The 24410-nt window shown below is 65.4% G+C and carries 23 protein-coding genes; 18 read left to right on the top strand and 5 right to left on the bottom strand.

The genetic code is table 11. The features are described from left to right. The first annotated feature begins 15 nt into the window (after nt 1-15). From motB to HV744_RS11750, 17 genes are all read left to right on the top strand, one after another. Nucleotides 16-1023: a flagellar motor protein MotB gene (motB, locus tag HV744_RS11830; protein WP_175149678.1), complete on the top strand. Its 1008-nt coding sequence runs from the start codon at nt 16-18 to the stop codon at nt 1021-1023. 84 nt (nt 1024-1107) lie between these two features. Further along, nucleotides 1108-1485, top strand: a complete 378-nt coding sequence (locus HV744_RS11825) for a response regulator (protein WP_175149677.1) — start codon at nt 1108-1110, stop codon at nt 1483-1485. Nucleotides 1486-1573: 88 nt separating this feature from the next. Continuing rightward, a complete protein-coding gene (gene cheA, locus HV744_RS11820) occupies nt 1574-3883 on the top strand; it encodes a chemotaxis protein CheA (protein WP_175149676.1) in 2310 nt (769 codons plus the stop codon). Nucleotides 3884-3961: 78 nt separating this feature from the next. After that, the gene (locus HV744_RS11815; RefSeq protein ID WP_175149675.1) at nt 3962-4498 is read left to right on the top strand and encodes a chemotaxis protein CheW; all 537 of its coding nucleotides are present in this window, start codon (nt 3962-3964) and stop codon (nt 4496-4498) included. A gap of 60 nt (nt 4499-4558) precedes the next feature. Then, complete coding sequence (locus tag HV744_RS11810; protein ID WP_175149674.1) at nt 4559-6436, top strand: methyl-accepting chemotaxis protein; 1878 nt, start codon at nt 4559-4561, stop codon at nt 6434-6436. Nucleotides 6437-6640: 204 nt separating this feature from the next. Then, nucleotides 6641-7630, top strand: coding sequence for a CheR family methyltransferase (locus tag HV744_RS11805; RefSeq protein ID WP_175149673.1), 990 nt, complete (start codon nt 6641-6643; stop codon nt 7628-7630). Next, entirely contained in the window at nt 7627-8340 is a 714-nt protein-coding gene (gene cheD / locus HV744_RS11800) for a chemoreceptor glutamine deamidase CheD (RefSeq protein ID WP_175149672.1), read from the top strand. Before HV744_RS11805 ends, cheD begins: the two co-directional genes overlap by 4 nt. A gap of 5 nt (nt 8341-8345) precedes the next feature. Then, on the top strand, nt 8346-9434 hold the full coding sequence (locus HV744_RS11795) for a protein-glutamate methylesterase/protein-glutamine glutaminase (RefSeq protein ID WP_175149671.1): 1089 nt from the start codon (nt 8346-8348) through the stop codon (nt 9432-9434). A gap of 61 nt (nt 9435-9495) precedes the next feature. After that, nucleotides 9496-9891: a chemotaxis response regulator CheY gene (cheY, locus tag HV744_RS11790; RefSeq protein ID WP_175149670.1), complete on the top strand. Its 396-nt coding sequence runs from the start codon at nt 9496-9498 to the stop codon at nt 9889-9891. 1 nt (nt 9892) lies between these two features. Next, entirely contained in the window at nt 9893-10603 is a 711-nt protein-coding gene (cheZ, locus tag HV744_RS11785) for a protein phosphatase CheZ (RefSeq protein ID WP_175149669.1), read from the top strand. A 265-nt stretch (nt 10604-10868) separates the two neighbouring features. Further along, complete coding sequence (locus HV744_RS11780) at nt 10869-11414, top strand: DUF2844 domain-containing protein (RefSeq protein WP_175149668.1); 546 nt, start codon at nt 10869-10871, stop codon at nt 11412-11414. 14 nt (nt 11415-11428) lie between these two features. Continuing rightward, complete coding sequence (locus tag HV744_RS11775) at nt 11429-12727, top strand: DUF3443 domain-containing protein (RefSeq protein ID WP_175149667.1); 1299 nt, start codon at nt 11429-11431, stop codon at nt 12725-12727. Between the two features lie 174 nt (nt 12728-12901). Further along, the gene (gene flhB / locus HV744_RS11770; protein WP_175149666.1) at nt 12902-14125 is read left to right on the top strand and encodes a flagellar biosynthesis protein FlhB; all 1224 of its coding nucleotides are present in this window, start codon (nt 12902-12904) and stop codon (nt 14123-14125) included. Next, nucleotides 14122-16224 carry a flagellar biosynthesis protein FlhA gene (gene flhA / locus HV744_RS11765; RefSeq protein WP_175149665.1) on the top strand — a complete coding sequence of 701 codons (2103 nt, stop codon included), beginning with the start codon at nt 14122-14124 and terminating at the stop codon, nt 16222-16224. Before flhB ends, flhA begins: the two co-directional genes overlap by 4 nt. Nucleotides 16225-16550: 326 nt before the next feature. Continuing rightward, a complete protein-coding gene (flhF, locus tag HV744_RS11760; RefSeq protein ID WP_175149664.1) occupies nt 16551-18509 on the top strand; it encodes a flagellar biosynthesis GTPase FlhF in 1959 nt (652 codons plus the stop codon). Next, complete coding sequence (locus HV744_RS11755) at nt 18502-19371, top strand: MinD/ParA family ATP-binding protein (protein WP_175149663.1); 870 nt, start codon at nt 18502-18504, stop codon at nt 19369-19371. Before flhF ends, HV744_RS11755 begins: the two co-directional genes overlap by 8 nt. A 28-nt stretch (nt 19372-19399) precedes the next feature. Then, nucleotides 19400-20134 (top strand): RNA polymerase sigma factor FliA, encoded by a 735-nt coding sequence (locus HV744_RS11750; RefSeq protein ID WP_175149662.1) that lies wholly within the window; start codon nt 19400-19402, stop codon nt 20132-20134. Between the two features lie 53 nt (nt 20135-20187). Here HV744_RS11750 and HV744_RS11745 read toward each other — a convergent pair whose 3' ends face one another. From HV744_RS11745 to flgA, 5 genes are all read right to left on the bottom strand, one after another. Beyond that, entirely contained in the window at nt 20188-20598 is a 411-nt protein-coding gene (locus HV744_RS11745) for a type II toxin-antitoxin system HicB family antitoxin (protein ID WP_175149661.1), read from the bottom strand. After that, complete coding sequence (locus tag HV744_RS11740; protein ID WP_175149660.1) at nt 20595-20777, bottom strand: type II toxin-antitoxin system HicA family toxin; 183 nt, start codon at nt 20775-20777, stop codon at nt 20595-20597. The genes HV744_RS11745 and HV744_RS11740 overlap by 4 nt, the downstream gene beginning before the upstream one ends. A gap of 315 nt (nt 20778-21092) precedes the next feature. Next, on the bottom strand, nt 21093-21539 hold the full coding sequence (locus HV744_RS11735; protein WP_175149659.1) for a flagella synthesis protein FlgN: 447 nt from the start codon (nt 21537-21539) through the stop codon (nt 21093-21095). A 94-nt stretch (nt 21540-21633) separates the two neighbouring features. Further along, nucleotides 21634-21990, bottom strand: a complete 357-nt coding sequence (flgM, locus tag HV744_RS11730; protein WP_175149658.1) for a flagellar biosynthesis anti-sigma factor FlgM — start codon at nt 21988-21990, stop codon at nt 21634-21636. Between the two features lie 174 nt (nt 21991-22164). Then, on the bottom strand, nt 22165-23640 hold the full coding sequence (gene flgA, locus HV744_RS11725) for a flagellar basal body P-ring formation chaperone FlgA (RefSeq protein ID WP_175149657.1): 1476 nt from the start codon (nt 23638-23640) through the stop codon (nt 22165-22167). Between the two features lie 217 nt (nt 23641-23857). Here flgA and flgB point away from each other — a divergent pair, with 217 nt between their 5' ends. Beyond that, nucleotides 23858-24355 carry a flagellar basal body rod protein FlgB gene (flgB, locus tag HV744_RS11720; RefSeq protein ID WP_175149656.1) on the top strand — a complete coding sequence of 166 codons (498 nt, stop codon included), beginning with the start codon at nt 23858-23860 and terminating at the stop codon, nt 24353-24355. The last annotated feature ends 55 nt before the right edge of the window (nt 24356-24410 follow it).

Below are 24410 nucleotides of genomic sequence, written 5' to 3'. Positions count from 1 at the left end.
CCGGGAACCGAACCGATGAGCAAGGACAAAGACCGCGCCATTGTCGTCAAGCGCGCCGCGCCGGCCAGGAAAGGCCACCACGGCGGCGCGTGGAAGCTCGCGTATGCGGACTTCATGACCGCGATGATGGCGTTCTTCCTGCTGATGTGGCTGCTGAGTTCGGCTTCCACCGTGCAGTTGCGAGGCATCGCCGATTACTTCAACCAGCCGTTGAAGATCACGCTGTGGGGCGGCGACCGTAGCGCCGAGGACTCGAGCATTCTGAAGGGCGGCGGCCGCGATATTTCGACCGACGCGCAAGGCGTGACGCGCTCGACCGATGGCTCCACCAACCGTGCCGAGCGCACCGTCTCGCATAGCAGCGAAGACTCGATGAAGCAGTTGCAGGGCGAGCTCGAGCGCCGCGAGCAGGTTCGCCTGCACGATCTGCAGGTCAAGCTGATGGCCGCGATCGAAGCGAATCCGGTGCTGCGCCAGTTCAAGCAGCAGATCCGCATCGACTCGACGCTGACTGGCCTGCGCATCGAAATCGTCGACTCGCAGAAGCGGCCGATGTTCGCGACCGCCAAAGACCAGGTCGAACCGTACATGCGCGACATCCTGCGCGAAATCGGCCACACGCTCAACGACGTGCCGAACCGCATCATCGTGCAGGGGCACACCGACGCCGCGCAGTACGCGGGCGGCGAGAAGGGCTACAGCAACTGGGAACTGTCCGCGGACCGCGCCAATGCGTCGCGCCGCGAGCTGGTCGCGGGCGGCATGGACGAGGCGAAGGTGATGCGCGTGCTCGGCCTCGCGTCGACCCAGAACCTGAACAAGGCGGACCCGATGGATCCGGAAAATCGCCGCATCAGCATCATCGTGCTGAACAAGAAATCGGAGGAGGCGCTCAATCATGACGACTCCACCACGACCACCTTGTCGGACGACGCAGCCGGCTCCAAGCCGCTGCTGCAAAAACTTGCGCAACCGGTGACGGTTGCCCCGAAGTCGCCGGCGGTGGCGCCGGCGGCCCAGTAACAGACAGCGATCGCCTGGCCGGATCATGCGCGCCACTGGCGCGGACAGCCCGGCGATCCCAAGCGTAAGTGCAGCGAGGTTTTCATGATCAGGCACATCCTGGCAATCGACGATTCGGCATCGATGCGGCAAATCCTTGCCGCGACGCTGACGACGGCTGGCTATGAAGTGACGCTCGCGGCGGACGGTGACGAAGGGCTCGAAAACGCGCTCGCCATGTCGTTCGACCTCGTGCTGACCGACCAGCACATGCCGGGCAAAACCGGTCTCGACCTGATCGCCGCGCTGCGCGGCAACCCGGCTTACCAGGCGACGCCCATCCTCGTCCTCACGACGGAATCGGGCGAGCCGTTCAAAGCCGCGGCGCGGGCGGTGGGCGCGACCGGCTGGATCGAAAAGCCGCTTGACCCCGACATGCTGACCGAGCTGGTGGCGGCGCTGGCCGAGTCGGATCAGGCGTAAGCGCCACCCTTAGACAAGTTATAGAAAGCTCTCAACGCGGCGGCACGGCAGCCCAAGCCTAGACAGGAACTCTCGCGGTGACCCAGGCATGACACTCGACATCACTCAGTTCTATCAGACCTTCTTCGACGAAGCGGACGAACTGCTCGCGCAGATGGAGCAGTTGCTGCTCAATCTGGATATCGCCCATCCGGACCCCGAAGACCTCGCGGCGATTTTCCGCGCGGCGCATTCGATCAAGGGCGGCGCGGCGACCTTCGGCTTTACCGCGCTGACCGAGACGACCCACATTCTCGAATCGCTGCTCGATCGCGCGCGCAATAACGAACTCGTGCTGCGCAAGGACATGATCGACACGTTCCTTGAAACCAAGGACGTGTTGTCCGGCCAGCTCGCCGACTATCGTGCGAGCGCCGAGCCGGACGCAGCGGTGGCCCGCGCGATCTGCGCGAAGCTCGAACAGCTGCATGCGGAGAGCCGTTTCGGCGGCGCGCCGGTGGCAGTTCAAGCGGCAGCGCCGGCCGCCAGCGCGGCGGCACCAGTCGAAGCACAAGCAGTAGCAGCACAACGCGGTACCCCGCCCGAGCATGTCGTCGAACAGGCGGTGCAGGCGGCGGCTGGATGGACTGACGGCGAACCGGCACAGACCGGGCAAGCCGCGGAGGCAGGCAAGCTCGACGGCAACGCCGGTCCTCATCTGAAAATTACGCTACGGGGCGTTGGTGAGAAGGACCAGGAACTGCTGGCCGAAGAGCTCGGCAACCTGGGCAACATCGTCGGACAGGTCAAGAGCGGCGGCGATCTGATGCTGTGGCTCGTGACCGATGTGACCTCCGACGACATCATCGCCGTGTGCTGTTTCGTGATCGACGAAAGTCAGATCTCGATCGGCCGCGGCACCGCACCGGCGGACGAGACGCAGCAAGGCGAACCTGGAACGCCCGACGCCGCCAACTCGACGCCGGCGCAAGCAGCACACGCAGTTCAAGCGGAACCCGCAGCATCGCCGCCACCGGCGGCCAGCATCGCCGCGCCCGCCAGCGCAGTCGCGCACGGTCTGCCCGACGCGCCGGCGACAGCGGCGCCGGCCACGGCTCAAGCCGCGGCGCCGCACAGCCCGGCATCCGCGGCAAACGCGGCGACAGGCGCAGCCGCTCCCGCTGAACAGGATCGCAAAGCGGCCCGTCCGGCTGCGGCGGCAGCGGGTGCGGAAGGCAGCTCGATTCGCGTCGGCGTCGAAAAGGTCGATCAGCTGATCAACCTGGTCGGCGAACTGGTGATCACGCAGGCGATGCTCGCGGAAACCACCAGCACGTTCGATCCGGCGCTGCACGACCGGCTCTTCAACGGCATGGCGCAGCTCGAGCGCAACGCGCGCGATCTGCAGGAAGCGGTGATGTCGATCCGCATGATGCCGATGGATTACGTGTTCAGCCGCTTCCCGCGTCTGGTGCGCGATCTGGCGGCGAAACTCGGCAAGGAAGTGGAACTCGTCACCTTCGGTCAGGCGACCGAACTCGACAAGAGCCTCATCGAACGGATCATCGATCCGTTGACTCACCTGGTGCGCAACAGTCTCGACCACGGCATCGAAACCGTGGAAGCGCGGCGCGCGGCGGGCAAGGACTCGACCGGCCAGCTGGTGCTGTCGGCCGCGCATCACGGCGGCAACATCGTCATCGAAGTGAGCGACGACGGCGCGGGTCTGCGGCGTGACAAGATTCTCGCGAAGGCGGTCAAGCAGGGCATGCAGGTCAGCGAAACGATGACCGACGAAGAAGTCTGGAACCTGATCTTCCTGCCGGGCTTCTCGACAGCGGAGCAGGTCACGGACGTGTCGGGTCGTGGCGTCGGCATGGATGTGGTGAAGCGCAACATCCAGTCGATGGGCGGCCACGTGGAAATCACCTCGCACGCCGGCAAGGGCAGCACCACGCGCATCGTTCTGCCGCTCACGCTGGCGATTCTCGATGGCATGTCGGTGAAGGTCGGCAACGAGATCTTCATTTTGCCGCTGAACTTCGTGATGGAGTCGCTGCAGCCGCGAGCCGAAGACATCTATACGGTGGCCAACGGCGAGCGCGTGGTGCGCGTGCGCGGCGAATATCTGCCGCTCGTCGCGCTGCACGAAGTGTTCAACGTCGACGACGCGAAACAGGAACCCACGCAAGGCATCGTCACCATCATGCAGACCGAGGGGCGCCGCTTTGCGATGCTGATCGACGAGCTGGTGGGGCAGCAGCAGGTGGTCGTGAAGAATCTGGAAACGAACTACCGCAAGGTGCACGGCATCTCCGCCGCAACCATTCTCGGCGACGGCAGTGTCGCGCTGATCGTGGACGTGGCGGCGCTGAACCGCGAAACGCGCAACGCGCACGGCGCGATGAGCCTCGCCTGATGACCGTCACGCTCGCCCGGCACACAACATTCGCAACACTCATTCAACTCATTTCATCCCAACCGTTTGGGGGCTAACGTGGCAGAAGTCCAATCCATCAATTCGAGCAGCGCGAACGCGAACGGTACGAGCAGCCGCCGCGACGCGCAGCAGGCGGACGCCGGCGGTCAGGAATTCCTCGTCTTCACGCTCGGCGCCGAAGAGTACGGCATCGACATCCTCAAGGTGCAGGAAATCCGCGGCTACGACAACGTGACGCGAATCGCCAATGCGCCCGAGTTCATCAAGGGCGTGATCAATCTGCGCGGCATCATCGTGCCGATCGTCGACATGCGTATCAAGTTCCATCTGGGCCGTGTCGAGTACGACCACCAGACTGTCGTGATCATCCTGAACGTCGCGCATCGCGTGGTCGGGATGGTGGTCGACGGCGTCTCGGACGTGCTGACGCTCGCCACCGACCAGATCATGCCGGCGCCGGAATTCGGCGCGACGTTGACGACCGAGTACCTCACGGGGCTGGGCACCGTCGACGGCCGCATGCTGATCCTGATGGACATCGAGAAGCTGATGACCAGCCGTGAAATGGCGTTGATCGAAGCGCTCGGCGTCTAAACGGCGCAAAGCGGCAACAGCGGCAAATCGCGAACGAGAGACAGGAAAGGGAGCGTCAAGATGTTGAACAGGTGGTCGATTCGCACGTCGCTAACGATGCTGGGAATCCTTCTGGTTGCGCTGACCATGGCGGTCGGTGCCCTCGGGCTAACCGCGCTGAATCGCGCGAGCCAATCGCTCGAGCGCATTGCGCGCGGCGACCTGGTGGCGATCCGCGCACTCGACGACGCGGCTTCGTACCTGTTGCGTTCGCGTGTCGCGGTGGACCGCTTCGACACGCTGTCGGCAGCGGGCAACGCGGACGAAGCGAAGAAGGTGCTCGACCGCGCGCAGGAGCTGGTCGCGAAGGGCAACCAGAACTGGCAGGCTTATCTCGACACACCGAAACCCGGCATCGATCAGGCGCTGCTCGACGAGGTACTCGCCAGGCACACGGCGATCATGCACGACGGCGTCGACCCGCTGTTCGCCGCGTTGAACGCGAACGACATGGCCGCCTACCACGCGATCGCCGACACGAAGATCAGCCCGATGGTGATTGCGTATGACGCCGCGTCGACAGCGGTCGTCAACGCGTTACAGCAAAACGCGATGGATCAGCAGGCGAGCGCACAAGCGAACGCGTCGCTGATGATGACGCTGATCGTCGCCGTCACCGTCCTCGCACTGTTGCTGGTGGTGGGCATCCGCTTCGCGCTGCGCGGCCTGATCGTGCAGCCGCTGAAAGACGCGACGGCCTGCTTCGAGCGGATCGCGTCGGGCGATCTGTCCGAGACGATCGAGGTGTATAGCCGCAATGAAATCGGCCGCCTGTTCGACGGCATCAAGCGGATGCAGCAGAGCCTCTCGACGATGGTGAAGGCGGTACACAGCAGCACCGAATCGATCGACACCGGCGCGCGCGAAATCGCGATGGGCAACACCGATCTGTCGCAGCGCACCGAACAGCAGGCCGCCTCGCTGCAGGAAACCGCGTCGAGCATGGAGCAGTTGACCGGCACCGTGCGGCAGAACGCCGAGAACGCGCGTCAGGCGAGCCAGCTGGCCGTCAACGCATCCGACATCGCCACGCGCGGCGGCGACGTGGTGAGCCAGGTCGTCACGACGATGCAGGACATCGCGACCAGCTCGAACAAAGTTGTCGACATCATCGGCGTGATCGAGGGCATTGCGTTTCAGACCAACATTCTCGCGCTGAACGCGGCGGTCGAAGCCGCGCGCGCCGGCGAGCAGGGCCGTGGTTTCGCGGTGGTGGCCGGCGAAGTGCGCAGCCTCGCGCAGCGCAGCGCGAGCGCCGCGAAGGAGATCAAGGAACTGATCGGCAACTCGGTCGACAAGGTGCAAAGCGGTTCGACGCTGGTCGGCCGCGCAGGTACCACGATGGATGAGATCGTGCAGGCGGTGCGCCGCGTGACCGACATCATGGGCGAAATCAGCGCGGCGTCCGAAGAGCAGTCGGGCGGCATCGAACAGGTGAATCGCGCGGTCGTGCAGATGGACGAAGTCACGCAGCAGAACGCGGCGCTGGTCGAACAGGCGGCGGCAGCGGCGGCGTCGCTCGAAGATCAGACACATCAGTTGCAGATGGTGGTGAACGGCTGGAAGGTGGCTGGCGGCCAGACGCGCAGCAGTGCGGCGGCAGTTCGTCCGCAAGCGGCGGCGCGAGTGAATGGCGGTACCGGCAAGCAGTTCGCGAAAGCGGCGCCGCAAGCGTCGTTGTTGAACGGCGCGGCGCATCCGGCGGCAAGCATCGCAAACGCGGCACACGCGGCATCGGCAGCGAACCCGGTACCGGCTTCGGCAAGCCACGATGCAGCCGCGCGCGTCGAACCTGCTCTCAAGCCGAAGGCGACCCGCGCGGCAGCCGAACCCGCAGCGCGTCCGGCCCCGGCAAACCCGGCGACGGCAGCCGCGGACGCGGATTGGGAAACGTTCTAGGAAGTGGCACAACGACATGCAGTCATTCGGCATCTCGCTCGTTGACGGGCGAATCATCGAAGCACGCTCACACAGCGTGTCGCGGGCCGACTGCATGCTGGCAGATCTCGCGGGCGGGCGCGACCCCGCGAACACACTCCGTGCTTCCCTCGGATCCTCTTGGGGCGGCAAGCGGAGTGGCTCGTATCGCAGGCAGGAATTTTGATGATGGCAACGCGCGCACAGCAACGTCCCGGACGGGCACGCCCCGAACGGGCAAGTTCGGATCGGGTCGACCCAGTCAGGTCCGGTGAACAGGGACGGGATTTCGAATTCACATCGGCGGATTTCGCTCGCATTCGCGAGCTGATTCATCGCAGCGCGGGCATTTCGCTGTCGGATCACAAGCGCGACATGGCGTACAGTCGGCTGGCGCGCCGTTTGCGCGCCCGTGGCCTCGATACTTTCAAGCAGTATCTCGATCTGCTCGAAGCGGAAAACGATCCGGCCGAGTGGGAAGCGTTCACCAATGCGCTGACCACCAACCTCACGGCGTTCTTCCGCGAAGCCCATCACTTTCCGATCCTCACCGACTTCGCGGCGCGTCGCGCGCAGCCGGTTTCCGTGTGGTGCTCGGCGGCGTCGACCGGCGAAGAGCCGTACTCGATCGCGATGACGCTGATCGAAGCGCTCGGCGACAGCGGCGCGCGCCAGGCCTCGGTGCTCGCCACCGATATCGACACCCAGGTGCTCGCGAAAGCCGAAGCCGGCGTGTACCAGTTCGACCAGGTGAAGCACCTGTCGCCCGAGCGGCTCAAGCGCTTCTTCCTGAAAGGCACCGGCGCACATGCGGGGATGGTGAAGGTGCGCCCGGAAGTGCGCGCGTTGGTGCGCTTCGAACAGCTGAACCTGACCGACCGCGATTACCAGTTGCGCTCGCAGTTCGATGCGATCTTCTGCCGCAACGTGATGATCTATTTCGACAAGCCGACGCAAGCGCAAGTCCTCGCACGCTTCGAGCCGCTGATGAAAGCGGGTGGCCTGCTGTTCGCCGGCCACTCGGAAAACTTCACATATGTGACTCAGGCGTTCAAGCTGCGCGGCCAGACCGTCTACGAATTGACGCGTGACGTGGCCGGCGCGCGCACGACGTCGCGCACGACGAGTACAACGAGTGCGGCGGCGCATCACACGACGAGCGGGGTGGCCGCATGAGCAGCGCCCTGCCGATCGCGTCCAATCTGTATTACGACAACCACTTCCAGCGCCCCGGCGTGAAGCTGTTGCCGAACGAGTTCTACACGACGCACGAAGACATGGTGCTGGTCACCGTGCTGGGTTCGTGCGTGGCGGCCTGCATCCAGGATCGCACCGCGGGCATCGGCGGCATGAATCACTTCATGCTGCCCGACGACGGCGCGGACGTCGCGCAAGCCGCGTCGGATTCGATGCGCTACGGCGCGTATGCGATGGAAGTGCTGATCAACGAACTGATCAAGGCCGGCGGCCGCCGCGAGCGCTTCGAAGCGAAGGTGTTCGGCGGCGGCGCGGTGCTCGCCGGCATGACGACGATGAACATCGGCGACCGCAATTCGGAGTTCGTGCGCCGCTATCTGGCGACCGAGAAAATCCGCATCGTCGCCGAAGATTTGCAGGGCTCGCATCCGCGCAAGGTCGCCTTCATGCCGCGCACCGGCCAGGTGATGGTGAAGAAATTGCGCGTGCAACAGGAAGCGGGTGTGGCCGAGCGCGAACGGGCGCTCGTGCGGCAGAGCACCGAAGCGCGAGCCGAGCGGCTCGCAGCGGCGCGCAAGCGGGTCGAACTGTTCTCCACACCGGCCGCCGCGCGGCCGAGGATCGAACTGTTCGGCGCAAGCCCGCGCCCGGTTTATTCAAACAACGCCAGAACTACAGAGGAGGCGTGAGCGCTGTGCAAAAGATCAAAGTACTGTGCGTCGACGATTCGGCGCTGATCCGCAGCCTGATGACCGAGATCATCAATGGCCAGCCGGACATGACGGTGGTGGCGACCGCACCCGACCCGCTGGTCGCGCGCGAACTCATCAAGCAGCACAATCCGGACGTGCTGACACTCGACGTCGAAATGCCGCGTATGGACGGCCTCGACTTCCTCGAGAAGCTGATGCGTTTGCGGCCGATGCCGGTCGTGATGGTGTCGTCGCTGACCGAACGCGGCAACGAAATCACGCTGCGTGCGCTGGAACTCGGCGCGGTCGATTTCGTTACCAAGCCGAAGGTCGGCATTCGCGACGGCATGCTCGACTACTCGGAAAAGCTCGCCGACAAGATTCGCGCCGCGGCCCGCGCGCGCGTGCGCCAGGCCGCGCCGGCGCAGCACGCGGCGGCACAGGCCGCGCATGCGCCGGTCGGCGCTGCGCCGCTGTTCAACAATCCGCTCTTGAGTACCGAGAAGCTGATCATCGTCGGCGCGTCGACGGGCGGCACCGAAGCGATCCGCGAAGTGCTGTTGCCGCTGCCGCCGGATGCGCCCGCGGTGTTGATCGCGCAGCACATGCCGCCGGGCTTTACGAAATCTTTCGCGCAACGCCTCAATGGTTTGTGCCGGATTACCGTTAAAGAAGCAGAGCACGGCGAACGTGTGCTGCCAGGACACGCGTATATCGCGCCCGGCCACGCGCACCTGTTGCTGGCGCGCAGTGGCGCGAACTATATTGCCCATCTGTCGGACGAACCGCCGGTGAACCGGCATCGTCCTTCGGTGGACGTACTGTTCCATTCGGCCGCGCAGCATGCGGGCAAGAACGCGGTCGGCGTGATCCTGACCGGGATGGGACGCGACGGCGCAGCCGGACTGCTGGAGATGAAAAAAGCAGGGGCGTACACCCTTGCGCAAGACGAAGCGAGCTGTATCGTGTTCGGCATGCCGCGCGAAGCGATCGCGCTCGGCGCGGCCGACGAGATCGCAGCGCTGCCGGAAATGAGCCGACGCGTGATGGCGCGTTTGTCGTCGATGGGCGATCGCGTTCAGCGGGTATGATGCGGGCCGGGTAGATTGAGGCGGTCAAGCGCCGCAACATGGAACAAGCAAAGGGAATGAAATGGATAAGGGAATGAAGATTCTGGTAGTTGACGACTTTCCGACGATGCGCCGGATCGTCCGCAACCTCCTCAAAGAGCTGGGCTACTCGAACGTCGATGAAGCCGAAGACGGTCAGGCCGGCCTCGCGCGTCTGCGCAGCGGCACCTACGAGTTCGTGATCTCCGACTGGAACATGCCGAACCTCGACGGTCTGGCGATGCTCAAGGAAATCCGCGCCGACGCCAACCTCGCGCATCTGCCGGTGCTAATGGTCACGGCCGAGTCGAAGAAGGAAAACATCATCGCGGCGGCTCAGGCCGGCGCGAGCGGTTATGTCGTCAAGCCGTTCACGGCGGCGACGCTCGACGAGAAGCTCAACAAGATTCTCGAGAAGATGGCGAAAGCCGGGAGCTGATGTGACTCTGCCGACCCAAGCGCCTGGCGCCGAAGCGGTCAACGAGAGCGGCGACTTCGCGTCCGATCGCATCCTCGCCCGCATTGGACAACTGACGCGCACGCTGCGCGATTCAATGCGTGAGCTCGGGCTCGACAAGCACGTCGAGCGGGCGGCGGAAGCCGTACCCGATGCTCGCGATCGTCTGAAGTACATCGCGGACATGACCGAGCAGGCCGCCGAGCGCGTCCTGTCGGCGATCGACATCGCCAAGCCGGTCCAGGAGCAACTGCAGAAAGACGCGGGTGAGCTCGACGCGCGCTGGGAGCAGTGGTACGCGGCGCCGATCGAGCGCGAGGAAGTGCGCGCGCTGATGAACGACACGCGCACCTTTTTGCAAGGCGTGCCCGAGGCGACCAGCGCGACCAACTCGCAGCTGATGGCGATCATGCTGGCGCAGGACTTCCAGGATCTGACCGGCCAGGTCATCAAGAAGATCACGGACGTCGTGTACCTGATCGAGCAGCAGTTGCTCGGCGTGCTGGTCGAGAACATCGCGCTCGAGCGGCGCGAGCAGTTCGCGGCGAACGCGGCGGCGCTGGCGGCCGAGGTGTCGCCGACCGGCAGCCCCGAACATCTGCTGAATGGTCCGCAGATCAATCCGGAAGGCAAAACGGATGTGGTGCAGGACCAGTCGCAAGTCGACGATCTGCTTGCAAGCCTGGGATTCTGACGCTGCGGGGCGCCTTCTCGTTGTGCCGCCGGCCTCAGCATGACAAGCCACGCATGCACATGCGCTTGCTGTCTATGGACACAATCCACAGGCATACTACGAGCTCAAGCAACGGCACGGCCTTCCGTAGAAAACAGTCGCCGGTTTGTGGCACGGTGAGGGACACCCCTCATGATTGCGACCGCGGTGGTGCCGTATCATCTGCGTACTTACAGCCGGTTCGCGCGCGGTGCGAACCGAGCCGCCGCTCGGGAGGAGCATCGCCATGTGGAGTCGCGTACGCCGCGCCGGGATCGTTACGGCGCTAGCTTTACCCTGTTCGCTATCAGCCGTGCAGTCCGCTCATGCGGGACTGGGCGGCGCGCCGATGACGCCGCCCACGGGCGCATCGGTTTCTTCCCGCGTCGTCCAGCCTGGCAGCAGCGCCGCCACCTCGGCACAGGGCGTGATGCGTTCGGCATCGAGCGCAGCTTCTTCCACTTCGGCTTCCGCGTCTTACACCGTGCGTGAAACCGCGCTCGGCAACGGCACCGTGGTCCGCGAATATCTTGCCGCTGACGGCTCCGTGTTCGGCATCGCATGGCGCGGCCCGCAAATGCCGGATCTGAACGATCTGCTCGGTAGCTATTTCCCGCAATATGTCGCCGGTGTGAAGGCGGTACGCGCGGCGCGCGGCGGCGGCCGTGGTCCGGTCAGCGTCGACCAGAGCAGCCTCGTGGTGCGCTCCGGCGGCCACATGGGCGCGTTCAGCGGTCAGGCGTGGCTGCCGCCCGCGCTGCCGGCCGGCGTCAGCGGTTCCGACATCCAGTAATGGCGAGGACGACGATGCGAACCATGCGTATTGGTGTGAACCTCAAAGGCTGGCTGCAGGGCGCCCTGGCCGTAGCGCTGCTGGCGACGCTCGCCGCGTGTGGCGGTGGCGACAGCGGCAGCTCCAGCAGCAATTCGTCGAGCCCGCTGAACGGCGGCTCACTGCCGGCCAGCCCGACCCAGCAACCGATTGCCGCGACCGCCGCGAACACGGTGGCGATCACGGTCGGCCACGGCGTGAGCGGCGTCATCAATATTCCCGGGGTCAGCGTGACGATTTGCGCGCCCGGCGCGCCGTCCAATTGCCAGACCATCAACAACATCCAGCTCGACACCGGTTCGTTCGGGCTGCGGGTGGTCGGCTCGGTGCTGAACTCGTCGTTGCTCAGTGCGTTGCCGGTCAGCACCGTGAGCGGCAGCGGCGCGCAGCTGGCCGAGTGCGCGACCTTCGCCGACGGCTTCACGTGGGGCACGGTGCGCACCGCGGCCATCACGATCGGCGGCGAGACGACCACGGCCAGCATCCCGCTGCAGATCATCGGCGACAAGGACGCAAGCACGGTGCCGCGCGGTTGCGGCAGCGGCTCGGCGGACAACACGGCCGGCGATCTCGGCGCAAACGGCATTCTCGGCGTCGGCACGGCGCCCACCGATTGCGGCGCCACCTGCGCGAACCCGGTAACCGCCGCGAACTTTAGCAATTACTTCGCATGCCCGGGCGGCACGTCGTGCACCCGCACCGCGGTGCCGCTCGCGCAGCAGGTTGCCAATCCGGTGGCGAACTTCCCGGTCGACAACAACGGCGTGATCGTGCAGATGCCACCGCTGCCGGACACCGGCGCGGCGTCGGCCACCGGTACGCTGGTGTTCGGCATCGGCACGCAGTCGAACAATGCGCTGGCCGCGTCGCAGACCTTCACGACCGATGCCTTTGGCGATCTGAACAACAGCACTTTCAACGGCACGACGGTCCAGGCGTTCCTCGATTCGGGCTCGAACGGCTACTTCTTCACCGATAGCTCGCTCACGCTGTGCGGCAGCAACTTCTCGGGCTTCTACTGCCCGTCGTCCGCGCAGACCCGGTCGGTGACGCTGGTCGGAGCGAACAAGGCGACGGCGAGCGTCAGCATCGGCATCCTCAGTGCGGCCACGCTGTTCAGCAACGGCAGCAACTTCGCGTTCAACGACCTCGCCGGACAGATCGGCGGCAGCAGCAGCTTCGACCTCGGTCTGCCGTTCTTCTATGGCCGTCACGTGTACTACGGCATCGACAAGACCGCGAGCGGCGGCCAGTCGCCCTACGTGGGCTTCTGACGCGTAGCGCCGAAGAGTAAGGCCAGGCGCGCGCGAGATCGCGCGGGCGCCTGGTTCATCCGTCGAAATACCCCCCTTTCTCCGCCCTTATCCGCCGATCGCCGCTTGCGTCGAGCGGGAATAATCGCTCTCACTGGAAAGAGGCGCCGTGCCTCGGCCGACTGGAGAGCTTGTGTGGCAGAGGACAGCGACCTCGAAAAAACCGAATCAGCCACTCCCCGGCGCCTGCAGAAGGCGCGCGAGGAAGGGCAGATCGTGCGTTCGCGGGAGCTGTCGACGTTTGCGTTGCTGGCGGCGGGGTTCTACGGCGCGTGGGGGATGTCCGGCAGCATCGGCGAACATTTGCAGAACATGCTGCGCGCGTCGCTCACGTTCGACCACGCCAGCAGCTTCGAGACTAACCGCATGCTGATCGGCGCGGGCGTCGCCGGCCGCGAAGGGCTCTACGCACTGCTGCCGATTCTCGGCTTCACCGGTCTTGCCGCCTTGCTCGCGCCGCTGGCGCTGGGCGGCTGGCAACTGTCGGCGAAAGGGCTCGAGGCCAAGTTCAACCGGCTCAATCCGATTGAAGGCTTCGGCCGGATGTTTTCGATCAACGGGCCGATCCAGCTCGGCATGTCGCTCGCGAAGACGCTGGTGGTGGGGATTATCGGCGGCACGGCGATCTGGAATCGCCGCGACGAGATCCTCGCGCTCGCCACCCAGCCGCTGCAACTCGCGCTCGCCAATTCACTGCATCTGATTGCCGTGTGCTGCGGGATGACGGTGGCCGGCATGTTCGCGGTGGCGGCGCTCGACGTGCCGTACCAGCTCTGGCAGTTCCACAAGAAGCTGCGCATGACGAAGGAAGAAGTGAAGCGCGAGCACCGCGAAAGCGAAGGCGACCCGCACATCAAGGGCAAGATTCGCCAGCAGCAGCGGGCCATTGCGCGTCGCCGGATGATGACGCAGGTGCCGAAGGCGGACGTGGTGGTGACCAACCCGACGCACTTCGCGGTCGCGCTGCAATACACCGACGGCGAGATGCGTGCGCCGAAGGTGGTCGCCAAGGGTGTGAACCTGGTGGCCGCGCGGATTCGCGAGCTGGCCGCCGAGCACAATGTGCCGCTGCTCGAAGCGCCGCCGCTTGCGCGCGCGCTGTATCACAACGTCGATCTGAACCGCGAGATTCCCGGCCCGCTGTATGGCGCGGTCGCCGAAGTGCTCGCGTGGGTGTATCAGTTGCGGCGCTTTAAAGCCGAAGGTGGCGTCGCGCCGGTCGCACCGACCGATTTCGACGTGCCGGCGGAACTCGACAAGGGCGGCGTATCGGACGATGAAGCCGATCAGGAAGCCGCCGACACGCTCAACCCCGCTGTTAATCCCGCTAACGACGACGCTTCAGGAGCCTCCGCATGAACGCTCGCGCCGGTTTCCTCGCCCGACGCCCGGATGCCTTGAGCAGCACCAGTTTGCGTGCCCTCGCCGGGCCGGTGCTGATCTGCATGATCCTCGGCATGATGATTCTGCCGTTGCCGCCGTTCCTGCTGGATCTGTTGTTCACCTTCAACATCGCGCTGTCCGTGATGGTGCTGCTCGTCAGCATGTACACGATGAAGCCGCTCGACTTTGCCGCCTTCCCGAGCGTGCTGCTGTTCTCGACCTTGCTGCGCCTGTCGCTGAACGTGGCGTCGACGCGGGTCGTGCTGCTCGAAGGCCACACCGGCCCGGGCGCGGCCGGCCAGGTGATCGAGTCGTTCGGCCACTTCCTCGTGGGCGGCAACTTCGCGGTCGGGATCGTCGTCTTTATCATTCTGATGGTGATCAACTTCATGGTGATCACCAAGGGCGCGGGGCGTATCGCGGAAGTGTCCGCGCGCTTCACGCTCGATGCGATGCCCGGCAAGCAGATGGCGATCGACGCCGATCTGAACGCCGGCCTCATCAACGAAGAGCAGGCCCGCAAGCGGCGCGCGGAAGTCTCGCAGGAAGCCGAGTTCTACGGCTCGATGGACGGCGCGAGCAAGTTCGTGCGCGGCGATGCGATCGCCGGTTTGCTGATCATGGTGATCAACATCGTCGGCGGGCTGATCGTCGGGATGGTCCAGCACAACATGGACTTCGCGGCGGCGGGCAAGAACTACACGCTGCTGACGATCGGCGACGGCCTCGTCGCGCAGATCCCGTCGCTGGTGATTTCGACCGCCGCCGGTGTGATCGTCTCGCGCGTCGCGACCAACGAGGACATCGGCACACAGCTCACCGGCCAGCTGTTCACGAATCCGCGCGTGCTGATGATCACCGGCTGCATTCTGGTGCTGATGGGCCTGATTCCGGGCATGCCGCACTTCGCGTTTCTGGTGCTCGGCGGCGGTCTGATCCAGCTCGGCCGCACGATGAAAAAGCGCGCCGAAGAGCGCAAGAGCGGCACCGCGCTCGTCGATGTCGCACCGGCCGCGCTGGCCCCGGTCGAGAACACCGAAGCGAGCTGGGACGACGTGACGATGATCGACACGCTCGGCCTCGAAGTCGGCTACCGGCTGATCCCGCTCGTCGACAAGAACTCGGACGGCGAACTGCTCAAGCGGATCAAGAGCATCCGCAAGAAGTTCGCGCAGGAGATCGGCTTTTTGCCGCCGGTCATCCATATCCGCGACAACCTCGAATTGCGGCCGAACGGTTATCGCATCGCACTCAAGGATGTCGAAGTGGGTGTCGGGGAAGCGTATCCGGGGCAGTGGCTGGCGATCAATCCCGGCCAGGTTTCCGCCGCGCTGCCGGGTACGCCGACCCAAGACCCGGCGTTCGGGCTGCCCGCCATCTGGATCGATACGAATCTGCGCGAACAGGCGCAGGTGTACGGCTACACGGTGGTCGATTCGAGCACGGTGGTCGCCACGCATCTGAATCACCTGGTCGTCACGCACGCGTCGGAACTGCTCGGCCGCCGCGAAGTGCAGGCGCTGCTCGAACGGATGCAGAAAGACACGCCGTCGCTGGTCGATGATCTGGTGCCGAAGACGCTGCCGCTCACCACGTTGCAAAAGGTGCTGCAAAACCTGCTGGAGGAAGGCGTGCCGATCCGCGACTTGCGCACGATTCTCGAAGCGCTTTCCGAACACGCGCCGAAGATCAGCGACGCGCACGATCTCACCGCCGCCGTGCGCCTCGCGCTGGGCCGCGCGATCACGCAGCAGTGGTTCCCCGGCACCGGCGACATGCAGGTGATGGGCCTCGATTCGAATCTGGAGCGGGTGTTGTCGCAGGCGCTGTCGACCGGCGCCAATCCGGGACTCGAGCCGGGGCTCGCGAACACGCTGCTCAACGAAACCCAGAAGGCGATGACGCGTCAGCAGAACATCGGGCTTGCGCCGGTGCTGCTGGTGCAGCACGCGTTGCGGCCGATGCTCGCGCGCTTCCTGCGCCGCAGCCTGCCGCAGTTGAAGGTGCTCTCGTATGCGGAAGTGCCCGACACCCGCAACGTCAAGGTGGTGAATCTGATCGGCGCGCACGGCTAAGTCGCCGCTCAGTATCGGCATCTGCAGTCGAAGCTTTTTGCCGGCGCTCCTGAGCGCCGGTTTTCATTTCAGCGGCTTACCCGGTGTGCTCGCGCGCGGTTCGACGCCTACATTCCGTCGTCGGGAAAGCGCCGCGCGGCGCTGGTCAGAACCCCGTTTGAAACCCGCGGGCGCGCCGCATCGGCCGTATCTCCATCGCGCGAATTGCCTACCTTTAACGGTCTTTATCGATCGATCGTCGCTCGACGACTTTCGCAATAATTGATCTCAATGGGAAGCGGTGTGTTGCCGGTCCGTCAGTCCGTTTACCTCATCGGGGGTCCAGCTTGAACATTCGTAAATTTGTCGGTGCTACCAGTCGCGATGCTCTGCGTCTCGTTCGTGAAGCCCTCGGTGCGGATGCGGTCGTGTTGTCCAATCGCACGATGGACGACGGCAGCGTCGAAATCGTCGCGCTGGCCGACAGCGATCTCGCAGCCATCGCGCCGAAGGCTCGCGAAGCCGCAAGCGCGGCCCAGACCGCGCCGATGAGTTCGGGCACTGGACTGCCGTCGCTCGCCGCACCGCGCGCGCTGCCGGCGATGCAGGCGAATCCGTACGCGAGCGGCATGCCCGATGTGTTTTCGTCGGTGTTCGGCGCGAGCCCGGAAGCCGGTGTTGAAGCGATGCCCGCGAGCGCGCCGGTGAACACGCCGGTGAATGAAGCGCCGCCGGCCGCCCTAAAAGCCGCGGCACCGAAAGCGATGCCTAAGGCGATTTCCACAACTGCTCCGCCGACGGCATTGCCGGGCGCCGGAGCGAACCCGGCGCCGGCCATCAGCCAGCCTATCGCTCAGCCGACCTCCGTCGCTCCCAGTGCCCGCGCAGCGGCGGCTCGTCTGTCGGAAGACATGCGTGCCGATCTGCTCAAAGCCGCCGGCGTACCAGTCCCGCCCGCCGCACCGACGGTCGATGCCGCCGCGCCGCGCACGATGGCCGAATCGAATCCCTGGCTGATCGACCATGCGCGTCGCATCTCCGCCGAACAGCAGCAACAGCAAGGCGAATACAGCGCACATCCCGCAGCGATGACGCCGGCCGCCGCCACCGCCAAGGGACTCGGCGCGGCCGTCGAAGTCGGCAAGCCCGCTGCGCAGCCGGCCGCCGAGCCGCCCGTGACCGAAACACCCGAATGGGCCCGCGAAGCCGCGCAAGTCGCCGCGCGCCGCACCGAGCAAAAGATCGCACCGGCACTGCCCACCGGCGACCAGGCCCGCACGCCGGCGGCCGTCGCTGAAGCGATCAAGGCGCGCATGGAGCAGGTCGTCAACGACACCGTGATGAACGAACTGTCGTCAATGCGCGGGATGATGGAAGAGCACTTCGCCGGCCTGCTGTGGGGTGATCGTCAACGCCGCAGCCCGGCGCGCGCCGCGCTCACCAAGCACCTGTTCGCCGCGGGCTTTTCCGCGCAACTGGTGCAGATGATGGTCGACAACCTGCCCGACGACATCGAGACGATGGACGGCGGCATGGAGTGGGTGCGCTCGGTGCTCGAATCGAACCTGCCGGTGATGGAGGACGAGGACGCGCTGATGGAGCGCGGCGGCGTGTTCGCGCTGATGGGCCCGACGGGCGTCGGCAAGACGACGACCACCGCGAAGCTCGCCGCGCGCTGCGTGATGCGCTTCGGCGCGAGCAAGGTCGCGCTGCTCACCACCGACAGCTACCGGATCGGCGGCCACGAGCAACTGCGCATCTTCGGCAAGATTCTCGGCGTGTCGGTGCACGCGGTGAAGGACGGCGCCGATCTGCAACTCGCGCTCTCCGAACTGCGCAACAAGCACATCGTGCTGATCGACACGATCGGCATGAGCCAGCGCGACCGCCTCGTGTCCGACCAGATCGCGATGCTGTGCCGCGCTGGTCAGCCGGTGCAGCGGTTGTTGCTGCTCAACGCGACGAGTCACGGCGACACGCTCAACGAAGTCGTGCAGGCCTATCAGCGTGCGCCCGATCACCAGCCGCTCGCCGGCTGCATCCTGACCAAGATCGACGAAGCCACCAATCTGGGCGGCGTGCTCGATACGGTGATCCGCTACAAGCTGCCGGTGCACTACGTGTCGACCGGTCAGAAGGTGCCGGAGAACCTGTACGTTGCGACGAAGAAATTCCTGATCAAGAGCACCTTCTGCATTCCGCGCGACAACTCGCCGTTCGTGCCGCACGACGACGACATTCCGGCATTGCTGTCCGCGCTGTCGGCACGCTCGACCGCCGAGCTGCACGAGGTTCGTTTTGGATAAGCTCATTTCGGATCAGGCGGAAGGACTGCGGCGGCTGCTTGCGCGCAGCGGCGCGCGCGTGCTTGCGGTGACGGGCGGACCGGTCGGCGTGGGCTGCACCACGGTGGTGGTCAACCTCGCCGCGGCGCTCGCGCAGCAGGGCAAGGACGTGCTGGTGATCGACGAATGCGTGGGCGACAAATCGGTGAGCGCGATGCTCGGCGGCTTGCGCGGCGCCGGCAATTTTTCGGCCGTGATGCGCGGCGAGATGACGCTCGACGACGCCGCCGTGCGGCACGCGCTGGGTTTTTCGGTACTGGCCGCGTCGCGTAACAACCGCGAAAGCCACACGGCTGCGCAGTTCAACGTGCTGCTCGGCGGTTCCGCCGACATCGTGCTGATCGACGCGCAACTCGACGAGCAAGGCCATCTGTCGCAATTCGCGCGACAGGCGCACGACGTGATGATCGTCACGCGCGTGTCGGCGCAGGCGATCACTGACGCGTATGCCTGCATGAAGCGTCTGCACTACGCGCACGCGATCGCGCAGTTCCGCGTGCTGACGAACCACGTGCAAAGCGTGAACGACGCGCATACGACGTTTGCCAACCTGGCCGGCGTGGCCGGGCGCTACCTGACGGTGGCGCTGGAAGACGCCGGCTGCATTGCCGCCGATACGCGGATGGCGCGAGCCCTGGAGTTGTCGCGTTGTGTCGTCGATGCGTTTCCATCGACACCGGCTGCGCGCGACTTCCGGCGCCTCGCCGCCGAATTGCAGTACTGGCCGATGCGGCCAGCGATCTCGTCGCAAACGCCGTGGATGGCGCCTGCGACAGTTTCAGCGGCGCAGCACGCCGACCAACCGTCCGCGCAGCACGCCTGAGAGGCGGCACAAGGACAAGGGGAGCACGATGTATAACGCCCAAGGAAAGATTTCCCAAGCCGATGTTCTGACGAAGTACGCACCGCTCGTGCGCCGCCTCGGCTTGCAACTCGTCGCCAAGATGCCGGCGAGCGTCGATCTCGACGATCTTATCCAGGCCGGCATGATCGGGTTGCTGGATGCCGCGGGCCGCTACAAGGAAGATCAGGGCGCGCAGTTCGAAACCTACGCCAGCCAGCGGATTCGCGGTGCGATGCTCGACGAGTTGCGCAGCAACGACTGGCTGCCGCGCAGCCTGCGGCGCACCTCGCGTGAAGTCGAAACGGCGGTGCACAAGGTGGAGCAGAACCTGGGCCGCTCGGCGAGCGAAACGGAGATTGCCGAGCATCTGCAAATGCCGCTCGACGAATATCAGTCGATGCTGCAGGACCTGCACGGCAGCCAGTTGATCTATTACGAAGACTTCGACCGCTCCGCCGACGACGAACCGTTTCTCGACCGCTATTGCGTGGATCATTCCGACCCGCTCTCGGCGTTGCTCGACGACAGCCTGCGCTCGGCGCTAGTGGAGGCGATCGACCGCTTGCCGGAACGCGAGAAGCTGCTGATGTCGCTGTACTACGAGCGCGGCATGAACCTGCGCGAAATCGGCGCGGTGATGGAAGTCAGCGAGTCGCGCGTGTGCCAGTTGCACAGCCAGGCCGTGGCGCGCCTGCGTACGCGGTTGCGCGAAATGGCCTGGGCGAACGCCGAGGCGAACTGAAGCCCGTCCGTTCGATGTTGGGCGGGTGGCGCGCTACACGCCCACCTTGTTCTTCACGCGTCAGCCATCTCATGTTCGGCGGCGAGCGCGAGAAAGGCCGAGCGCGACATACCGCGCGCCTGCGCGTAAGCGTCGATCTCCTGGACCAGCGCCTCGGGCAGCGAGATATTGATGCGGATCGCCTTCTTCAACGCCGGAATATTGCGCGTTGTCACGACACCCCATGTGAATTTCGCGAAGTCGGGATTGCGCCGATGCTCGTCCAGCGTGTGCCGTTCGGGCAGCGGCATGCCTTCGTCGAGCAAGGTCTCGAGATGCGTTTCGATGGCCTCTTTGGCGTTCGCGTAGGCTTGCTCCAGCGTGTCGCCCGCCGAGTAGCAGCCCGGGATGTCGGGCACCACCACGCCGAACGCATGCTTGTCGTCACCAGGCTCGATTGCGATCGGGAAAATCAGGTTCTTCATTTCAGGCCTGCCTGTTTCAGAATGCTGTTCAGGGTGCCGGGCGGCAGATCCTTTTTCGGATGCGGGATGGTCACGAGACCGGGCTTTACCGTGTGCCGGAAATGATGGTGGCTGCCCGATATCCGGATGAGTTGCCAGCCATCGGCGTGGATCAGTTTGACGACCTCGGCGCTGTTCATATTGCACTCGTCTGATTATACACACGATTACACAACCTCGCTAGTGGGCAGAGCTTCGCCTGCGGATGCGCCGCGACTCCAGAGCAGGGCGACGGCGAAAGCTCGATTGGGAATGTCATCATTTCAACGCGCCGCGGCATTACGCGCTAGCTAGCCGGATGGCTAACGTTGCGGTGCTGGAGTGAGTGGGGCTTACAGCAGTGGGGGGAGTGGCGGCGCCAGAAATAGCAAAGGCCCGTCAAAGACGAGCCTTTTCGTTCGGCCAGTTCTGCCAGGCCGGGACCGGCGCATGGGCCGGTCAGCCGCAAATAATCTTCAAAGTCCGGAGTGTGCCGGAATCCGGCCATCCGGCCCGTAGAAGTTGGCCTTGCGCGGTACGTTCACCTGCAGTGCCGCCAGCGCTCGCTGGTTGTAATCCATCCGCACGCGAATCAACTCACCATTATTGGTGTTGGCGCGCCGGGCGCGCTCGGCGGCTTTTTGCAGCAGCGTCCATTGCGTGGCGACCCGCGCATCGGTGCTGGCCGCCAGTTCCATGCCGGACCAGCCGGCCGGCAAGCCCAGCTCGGCCAGTTGCGTGTCGCGCGCGGCTTCGAGCTTCGCGAGCACGCCGATCAGTTCGGTTTTCTTTTCGACGATCGAGGGCAACTGCTCCAGCGGCGACACGGCGGTCAGCGCCCTGGATTCGAGCATCAGGATCGAGGCGAACGCCTCGACGGTCGAATATTCTTCGATGAGGGTGGCAAGCAGGGCGTCTTTCATCTCAACAACTCGCTAAGCACGCCGGCTCGCGCAGGACTCGCGAGCCGAGTTTGTCGAACGCCACCCGGCACTTCACCGCACTTCGCTGTGCCGATTAATTGCCGGTCGACGAGGTTTTGTTCTGCAACAGGTCGCGTGCCGTCTGCAGCACGCCGTCGGCGATCTTGCTCGAATCGATCTGCAGCGTGCCGTCCTTGATGGCCTGCTTGATCGACGTGACGTGCGCCGTGTCGATATCGGCCGCGCCCGACGCCGCGAGGCTGCGCAGATGCTGCGACAGGCCCGACAGGTTGACGCTGGCGTCGCCCGAACCGCCGGCGGCGGTCTGCGCGGCCGTGCTCGCACCACTCTGCGCGTTGCCGGCAGCAGGGGTGGCATCGCTCTGTTGCGAGCGGGACAAGGCGTCTTTCAACGTCGGCAGATTCGAATTGGTTGTGGAATCGACTTTCACGATTGGCTTCCTGAACGATTTGATCCTGATAACGGCAACCGCTGATCAAAACTTTAGCGCAATCGCTCCACGGGCGGCCTTGCTTTGCAGCGCAATCCGCCCCCCTCGATACCGCTCCCGCCCAAGCCGCCGCGACAGCCGGTTGCGGCATGGGGTCGAGGGCGGCCAGCCTTTTCACAACTGAATCTCTACTGTCGCGCCGTCCTTGACGATGCCCGAAATGATCTGCCCGTTAGCGGTCTTGACCCGCACCTGCTGACCCGGCGACGCGTTGTTCATCGCGCTGCCTTCGGCCGAGATCGAGAAGCCGTCGCCGGCCGCCACCACCCGGACCGTCTGGCCGATCGCGATTGCCGACGCGCTCTTGAGCATGTCGCGGCGCAGCGGCATGCCGCCTGCGATGCGGGTGAGCGAGACCGAGCCGATCGCCTGTGATGGATCGGTGACGATCGCCTGCGGCAAGCCGGTCAGGTCGCCGTCGCGCGCGACGAGGTCGGCGGCCGTGAGCACTTCGCCCGGCGCCATCGCGCGGGCGGCCAGGTAGTAGGTTGCATGCAGTGAGACGCGCGCCTGCAGGTAAATAGTCCACGGGCGCCCGCCCGCGCAGCGCACGCCGACCGTCGTGCGGCCCCACAGGCGCGCGCCCGTCGGCATGAACGGTTCGAGCGCGGCGCAGGCGGCGAGGCCGCGCGGAAAAGCCGCTGCGACGGTGATGTCGATCTTGCCGGGCAAGCCGACGGACTGTTGTTGCAGGAAGGCGAGGGCCGCGGCGTGAATCGCTTCAGGATCCTGCTGGCCGGGCAGCGTGGCCGGCTGCGCGACGGCGGCGGCCTGCAGATTTTTCTGGGCGACGGCCGGCGCCGGTTGGCGCACCGCCGGCGTTCTGGCAATCACGGGGACGCTCGGCAGCGCGGCTGCCGGCGCGAGCGGCTTGCCGTTCGCGCCGAATTGCGGCGGCTCGCCGCGCGCCGCGAGGCTGTCGAAACCGCCGCCTTGCGGCGCGCTGGCGTTGACCGGCTGTGCGCCGGCGGGACTGGCCGGCGCGGGCATCACCACCACCGGCACGATCGCGCGCGAACCCGGCGCGAGATTGACGCGCGCCACATCCGCCGACGCCGCGGCGTTGCCCGGCGCCGGAATCGTCACGACGCCGTTGGCGTCCGGTTTGAAGTTGGTGCGGATCATCGCCGGCGCGGCGGCGGGTTCGTTCGCGCCCGCAATGACGATCGCGCCGCTCGCGCTGGCGGCGCGCGCGAACGGATCGGGCTCGCGTGTGGCCGGCCCGCGTCCGATCGACTGTGCGGTGGCAGCGGCCAGCGACGTGGCCGAAGCCGCGCGCTGCGACGGCGTCTGCAGATGCTGCGCGAGATCGGCCAGCGCGGCCGGGTTCTTCTCGCCCGGCCCCGGAATCACGATCGGGCCGCCGGCTTCCTGAGCCTGGCTCGTGCCGGGCAGCAGCACGATGCCGCCCGCGACCCACAGCGCCACGTTCACCACGAGCCGCGTGAAAAGACGCGACGTGGCGCGCATGGCAACGCGCGGAGCAAGCCGCATCGCGCGTGCCGGCCGGCCGGCATGCGAGCCCGCACCTGCGCGATGCGCCGTCGCGCGGCTCGCACGCTGCGGCAAAGCGGAAGTGGGCTGGTCCATCGCGGTTCTCCATCGAATACATCAGTACGCTTTGCATTCTAGTGAGCGCCCTGATTGCGCAAACGTTGAATAGAAGCCCCCTTTCCCGGTTATTCGTCCGATTGCCGCTTGCGTTCGGCCCATAAGATGCACCTCATGCAAAAAGGCCTTCCCGGCCGACGCTGTCCGCGAGCGACGCAGTCACGGGAGGCCTCGGGAACCTTCTCGGGAGATTTCTATGCTGGACAAACTCGATGCCGAATTCGCCTTCGGCCGCCAGGCGCTCGATGTGCGTGCTTATCGGCAGGAGCTGCTGTCGTCGAATATTGCCAATGCCGATACCCCCGGGTACAAGGCGCGCGACGTCGACTTCGCCTCGTCGCTGGCCGGCGCGCTGAAGAAGACGGGCGGCAGCGCCGCCGGCCAGGGCGCGTCGAACAGTTCGACGCTCGCGATGACGCAGCCGGCCGGCGTGACCAGCGGCATGTCGATGGTGGCGACCGCGCCGGGCCATATGGCCGGCAAAGCCACGCTCACCGCGACGGGCGGCGCGCCCGACGACTACGGCAACCTGCAATACCGGATACCGACGCAACCCGCGCTCGACGGCAACACAGTGGATATCGACACCGAGCGGGTCCAGTTCGCCGACAACACGCTGCACTTCGAATCGGGCATGACGGTGTTGTCGAGCCAGATCAAAACGATGCTCTCGGCGATCACGTCGGGCTCGTAACAAGACACGCGGGACACGCGGCAACAGACACAGCAGCAAGCACGAACAAATCGCT

The sequence above is a fragment of the Paraburkholderia ultramafica genome (genome assembly GCF_902859915.1).
GTDB lineage: Bacteria > Pseudomonadota > Gammaproteobacteria > Burkholderiales > Burkholderiaceae > Paraburkholderia > Paraburkholderia ultramafica.
The sequence above is the reverse complement of the archived record's forward strand: the minus strand, read 5'-3'. Positions and strand labels throughout refer to the sequence as shown.